This window comes from Streptomyces sp. NPDC044033 (assembly GCF_056434425.1).
Genome location: NZ_JBWKFF010000057.1, coordinates 1 through 5,206, shown reverse-complemented (window position 1 = coordinate 5,206; position 5,206 = coordinate 1). Strand labels below are relative to the sequence as shown.

At 65.1% G+C, this 5,206-nt stretch carries 6 protein-coding genes and 3 pseudogenes; 5 read left to right on the top strand and 4 right to left on the bottom strand.

The annotated features are described in order from the left end of the window. From AC07AB_RS40045 to AC07AB_RS40030, 4 genes and pseudogenes are all read left to right on the top strand, one after another. Nucleotides 1-201 (top strand): annotated as a pseudogene (locus AC07AB_RS40045) (hypothetical protein); the annotation flags it as partial. A gap of 105 nt (nt 202-306) precedes the next feature. Next, nucleotides 307-789 (top strand): hypothetical protein, encoded by a 483-nt coding sequence (locus AC07AB_RS40040; RefSeq protein ID WP_478577621.1) that lies wholly within the window; start codon nt 307-309, stop codon nt 787-789. Between the two features lie 118 nt (nt 790-907). Next, a complete protein-coding gene (locus tag AC07AB_RS40035) occupies nt 908-1,429 on the top strand; it encodes a hypothetical protein (protein WP_478577618.1) in 522 nt (173 codons plus the stop codon). Continuing rightward, nucleotides 1,419-2,591: an MAB_1171c family putative transporter gene (locus tag AC07AB_RS40030; protein ID WP_478577615.1), complete on the top strand. Its 1,173-nt coding sequence runs from the start codon at nt 1,419-1,421 to the stop codon at nt 2,589-2,591. The genes AC07AB_RS40035 and AC07AB_RS40030 overlap by 11 nt, the downstream gene beginning before the upstream one ends. A 13-nt stretch (nt 2,592-2,604) precedes the next feature. On the opposite strand, the pseudogene AC07AB_RS40025 reads toward AC07AB_RS40030, so the two are convergent. The 4 genes and pseudogenes from AC07AB_RS40025 to AC07AB_RS40010 all read right to left on the bottom strand — a co-directional run. After that, nucleotides 2,605-3,149 (bottom strand): annotated as a pseudogene (locus AC07AB_RS40025) (IS6 family transposase); the annotation flags it as partial. A gap of 93 nt (nt 3,150-3,242) precedes the next feature. Next, nucleotides 3,243-3,446, bottom strand: a pseudogene (locus AC07AB_RS40020) (SDR family oxidoreductase); the annotation flags it as partial. A 478-nt stretch (nt 3,447-3,924) separates the two neighbouring features. Further along, nucleotides 3,925-4,488, bottom strand: coding sequence for a DEAD/DEAH box helicase family protein (locus AC07AB_RS40015; protein WP_478577613.1), 564 nt, complete (start codon nt 4,486-4,488; stop codon nt 3,925-3,927). 136 nt (nt 4,489-4,624) lie between these two features. Continuing rightward, complete coding sequence (locus AC07AB_RS40010; RefSeq protein WP_478577611.1) at nt 4,625-4,951, bottom strand: hypothetical protein; 327 nt, start codon at nt 4,949-4,951, stop codon at nt 4,625-4,627. On the opposite strand from AC07AB_RS40010, the gene AC07AB_RS40005 reads away from it, so the two are divergent. Then, on the top strand, nt 4,946-5,116 hold the full coding sequence (locus tag AC07AB_RS40005; RefSeq protein WP_478577609.1) for a hypothetical protein: 171 nt from the start codon (nt 4,946-4,948) through the stop codon (nt 5,114-5,116). The two genes, AC07AB_RS40010 and AC07AB_RS40005, sit on opposite strands and share 6 nt — an antisense overlap. Nucleotides 5,117-5,206: the final 90 nt, after the last annotated feature.

Genomic DNA, 5,206 nt, shown 5'->3' with positions numbered 1-5,206 from the left:
ACCGCGATCTCCTTAGCCCAGCAACTGGCCGGCGTGGTGTTCGGGGGCACGGCGCCGGCCCTGGCCCAGGCCCTGGTAACGGTGGGGCACGGCTCCCTGTGGCCGGTGGCGCTCTATCAGGCGTTCCTGGCCGTCCTGTCAGCCTGCTGCCTGCCGGCTCTGGCGTCCACCCGCCGGACGGCAACCAACGCACCAGGCTAGTTTCCCTGGGGCAACGTCATGGGCCGGGTTAGACTCTCTCCCTCTTGGCAGAGGCCGAGCTGGCTCCTGCCTCCATCAAAAGACCTCTGTCGGGAAGGGCGCGAGATGCCCAGTAAAGGATCGGCACGCGGCGAGGACGACCGTCCGCTGCTCCTGCAACTCGAGCAGCGCCTCAACAAGCTGATCGAGACACTCTATCCCGACGAACGCGCCCGTCCCGGTTACGCGCGGCTCGCCAAGGAGATCCGCGAGGCGACCGGAGGAACGATTTCCGCCACCTATCTCTGGGAACTAGCCACCGGAAGGAAACACAACCCCACACTGGAACAGCTGGATATTCTCGCGCAGTTTTTCGGAGTACCACCCGAATATTTCCTCAACGACGAGGTGTCGGAACGGGTCAATGCCCAGCTAACACTGGCCACCGCACTGCGCGACACCAAGGTTCGCAGTCTGGCGCTGCGCGCCGAAGGACTCTCACCCGCCAGCCTGGACGCCCTACTCACCATGGTCGACGAGGCTCGCAAACTACAAAACCTCTCGGCGATCGACCAACCGGTTCCCCCCGCAGCGGGATCCCACGACTGAGACGGCATTCCCCTCTGAATACCCGAACGGGCCGGGTCCGTTGTTACATCACTGGCATGCCGGATCGCACACGGCCCGAAAGCAACCAGTTTTTCCATAGCAGGCTACTGGGAGACACGTGCTGAAGAAGTACGCTCGATTACATCAACGTTGCCAATCGGTTTTGGACCAACTCAATGTGCCACGTCCCTTTGCCATCGATACTTTGTGCCAGGAACTGTCTGCCCAGCGGAGACGTCCGTTGCATCTGCATCCACTGCCGCTGCAGGCCGCCCGGAACAGCATCTGCGGCATATGGCTCGCCACTGAGACCGATGACCACATCTTTTTCGAGCAGCGCACCAGCCGCGTGCACCAGGAGCACATCCTGCTGCACGAGATCGGGCACATGCTGTTCGACCACAGCGGCACGGACCTGGGCCGCGGCCAGGCTTCCCAGGCCCTTCTCCCCGACCTGAACCCACAGCTGGTGCAACGACTGCTCGGCCGCACCAGCTACACCAACCGCCAGGAACAGGAGGCGGAGATGCTTGCCAGCCTACTGCGCATCCACGCTTCACCGGCCGCCGTCAGAGCTCCGCACGGCGTGCTGGACCGGCTGGAAGCCGCACTGGGGGCGCGTGCCGCGGATGAACGCTGAGCCCTTCAGCGCGCTGATCTGGTTCAACTACATTTGCATGGGCTGCCTATGCCTGGCTCTGGCATTGCGTGGCTCCGCTGCTCTGCGTACCCCCGAGCAGCGCGGACTGTGGTTGGCCGTGGCCACCGCCACGGTGGCCATGATGCTCACGCTCCCCACCGCGACCCAACTCGCTCTCCAGGCCACTGGAGGGTTCCACTCCATCGCCCTGGCACGGAACCTGATCGGAGTGCTCTCGGCGGGCGCAGTGCTGTACTTCGTCTCGGCGACCTTCGGCGGCCGATTACGTCTGAGCGTGTGCTACGTGACGGGCCTGGTCATGGCGTCCCTGCTGGCTCTGGATTTCCTGGCTCCACCGCACCAGGAACACGCCGTAGCAGGCCATGGTGCGCTGACTCCGTCCACTGCCTACTGGCTCGTCTTGGTTGTGGACCATCTCGCCGCGGACATCTCCTGCATCTTCCTGTGCCGCCAGTACAGCAGACGCACGGCCAACCCTGTCCTCAAGGCGAGCTTACGGATGTTCGGAATCGGCACCGCGTTTTCCTTCTTGTTCTGGTTCTGCCAGCTCATCAGCCTGCTGTTCCGCACCGATCGGCCGCTGCCGTACCTCCCGTACGTCATGGACTTGCACGGGCTGCTACGCGCGATCGCCCTCTTGGCGCCCTCGCTGTGGACCGTGCGAGGCACCGTCGCGGAGATCCGTACCATCTGGTGCCTGTGGCCGCTGTGGCGCGACCTGGTACAGGCCGTGCCGAACGTCGCGTTCCTCAAACCCCGCCACCGACTGCTCGAGATCGTGTGGCCGCAAGCATCCTGGCGACTGCTGGCCTACCGCAAAATCATCGAGACCCGGGATGCCATCCTCATCCTCAACGACTATGTGGCCGCCGGTACATGGACTCGCGCGCGCCACCATGTGGCCACTGTGGGTGTCGCTCACGCCAAAGTCGATGCAACCGTGCTCGCGTGCGTGATGGCAGGGGCACGCAGCGCCAAGTTCGCCGGCCTACCTCACCAGCAGCCCCCCGACACTCTCGTCAACTTCGACAAGAGCGACCTCGCAAGCGAGAAGGCATTCCTCCTCGACATGGCGCGAGCGTACACCTCGACCCCAGCCCGGAATTTCGCGATCCATCCACACACATCCGACAGGAAGTGAGGGCGCCGCCAAGTTACTGGTGGGATAGGTGAATTGGGGCATGCTGGTGGTGCTCGGTACGTGCCGGGCACCTGGGGCAGGCGTGCGCGTGTGCCGCGGTGACGGTCTTCCAGATGCGGAATCGGTGGATCATCTCGGAGTGGTAGTCACTGACTGTCCTCAGGGGGCGTCGGGGGCGGAAGCGGGGGGAGAGCCTTGAGAAGGCGACGAGGAACCGCTGGGCCGCTCCGCTGGAGCGGAAGCCCTTCATGGCGTGTTCGTGTTGCCTGGTGGGCTGGTGGCTGTTCTCCGCCCCGTTGTTCAAGTACTTCGAGGAGCGGTACTCGGCCGAGGGCATGCCGCGCGGTGGGCGGCGCCGCAGCTGCGGAGCTTGTCGGCCACGAGCACCCGGGGCCCGTACATGAGGCCCTCGGGGAACTTACGGAAGCACCGCTTCGCGGCACGGGTGTCTCGCTTGTTCTGGACGACGATGTCGAGGATGTTGCTGTCCTGGTCGACCGCGCGCCACAGGTAGCGCATCCGGTCGTTGACCTTGATGAACACCTCGTCCAGATACCACATTCATCGCGCGGGCGACCAAGAACCTGACAGCGCCTTCCGGGGCCTTGGCTCCGCCACGGGCCCTGTGGAACGGGTCTGTCCGGTAGTCCGCTACAGGCGCGGGGCGCGTGCCTCGATCCGGTGGTCGAAGGCGGCACCGCCGACGCCGACCGTGGTCACCCAGCCGTCGACGGTGAGGACGGCTCCGTTGACGTAGGACGCTGCGGGCGACAGCAGCCAGTCGATCGCCGCGGCGACCTCCTCCGGATCCCCCGGCCGCCCGGCGGGAGTCAGCCGGTTCGCCTCCTCGTACGCCTGCCCTCACTACCAGTTGACACAAGGAACACCCGCAGCAACAGAAACAGAGCAACAGCAGCGACAAAGCTGCTGCGATGCGAGGAAGTTTCCCACTCCCTCACCCAGAGGTCCCCGCACGCAACCAGCACCAACACCCGCCACCCAGCGAAGGACCAGCTCACGAAGCCTCCTCCCCGTACGCGCGGGGGTCACGCCACGTCCTCGGGCACGAACCGTGCGCGGGGCACCTCGTCCCCGCATGGGCGGGGAGTCACGCCCGGAAGCCGCCGGCCCCGTCATGGCTGTTGAACTCGTCCCCACACAACACAGGGGGTCATGCACGGACTGCGGTCAGCCGCTTCTTCGCGAACCCCTCATCTTCCACGGGGGGCACGCCTTCACCGAGAAACCGGAGAGGCGAACAAGATCGGCTCCTATTGGAACTCGCGCGAACTTGTCCTGCGGTTTCGCGCTTGATGTCCAGTCACCCCGCCCATTAGCCATCCAGGCGAGCCCTCATCACCGCAGGCCATCCGCCGCATCGGCAGGACACCCCAACGCGAACGTCCTTGGACACTTTGGTGCGCGTCAGCACCTGGATCTCCTCGATGCGCGGGAGGGAGTCCAAAGTGACGAACACGGTCGCCCGCTCATTCTTCTTGGCGCGCTGGGCCAGCCAGTACGCCAGGTACTCCCCCGACCCCGTGCTGCTCGCGCCTGCCTCGGCCAGCACGGGGTGCTTGTCCGCGCTCAGCGACGACACCGCCATCAACGACTCCCTGCGCCCGTCCGCGCGGGCCGCTGTCGCCCACTGGCCGATCAGGTCCCGGGACGGCACCACCACCAGTAGAAACCGGATGTCCAGGGCTTCGGCCGTGCGCAGGGCGATCAGCGTCTTGCCCGTCCCGCACGCCGACACCATGTGCCCACGGCTCCCGGGCTTCCTCAGACCACGTACCCCGCTGTCCACCGCATGCTGCTGATCGGGGCGCAGCGTCCGGCGGGGAGCGGGGGTTGTCTGAGACGTTGTTGTGGGCGTGGGTTCGGGGCTGGCAGGCATCACGGGCAATCTCGGCTCACGACAGCAACGGACATGCCTCATCCTCCTCCCCCACTCGGCATCGCCCGCGCGGGGCGTATCTACGGCTTGGTCCGCACTGGCAAGGGTGTTGGGTGTCGGCCGAAGCTGGCTTCGTTCATGGGTGTCGGTCCAGTACGGGGTTCCAGGCGAACCAGTCCAGTGCCTCGGCGCCCAGTTCGTAGGGGGCGTTCAGGAGCGCTCGTTCCACCTCGGGCAGGTCGTCGTGGACTACGGCAGGTGCCCGTTTTAGGATCTCGGAGAAGTCGATCTCGTAGTCCCTGAGGCGTTCCACGAACCCGGGGTCTTGCCCCCGGAGACGGTCCATGGCCGCGTGTACGCGCGGCTCCCACGCGGGCATCCCGAAGTGGTCCCAGGCACCGAAGCCGTGAAGTGCGGCGAGGAGGAAGAAGTCCTCTTGGGGGAACTCTTCTTGTAGGTGCATCAGATAGTCGATGCGTTTCTTGGCGTGTTTCTTAATCTCACCGAGCGCGCCGTACCCGAACTGGGTCAGTGTGCCGGACGTGCCGGGCCAGACGAACTCGCGATCCAGTATGCGTTTCTCAAACCGCAGAAGCGCATACTGGTCGGTGCTGTTCAGCGCTTCTAGAGGTCATTAATGGTTGGGGTTACGGGGGTTCGAGGTCCAAGCCGGTCTTGGCGAGGTAGCCCTCGACGAGGCCGGGATGGTGCTGCATTC

Bases quoted from the DNA above. Each gene is read 5' to 3' on its own strand.
- AC07AB_RS40030 (WP_478577615.1), top strand. From the start codon at position 1,419: ATGAACGCTGAGCCCTTCAGCGCGCTGATCTGGTTCAACTACATTTGC.
- AC07AB_RS40015 (WP_478577613.1), bottom strand. From the start codon at position 4,488: ATGCCTGCCAGCCCCGAACCCACGCCCACAACAACGTCTCAGACAACC.
- AC07AB_RS40040 (WP_478577621.1), top strand. From the start codon at position 307: ATGCCCAGTAAAGGATCGGCACGCGGCGAGGACGACCGTCCGCTGCTC.
- AC07AB_RS40010 (WP_478577611.1), bottom strand. From the start codon at position 4,951: ATGCACCTACAAGAAGAGTTCCCCCAAGAGGACTTCTTCCTCCTCGCC.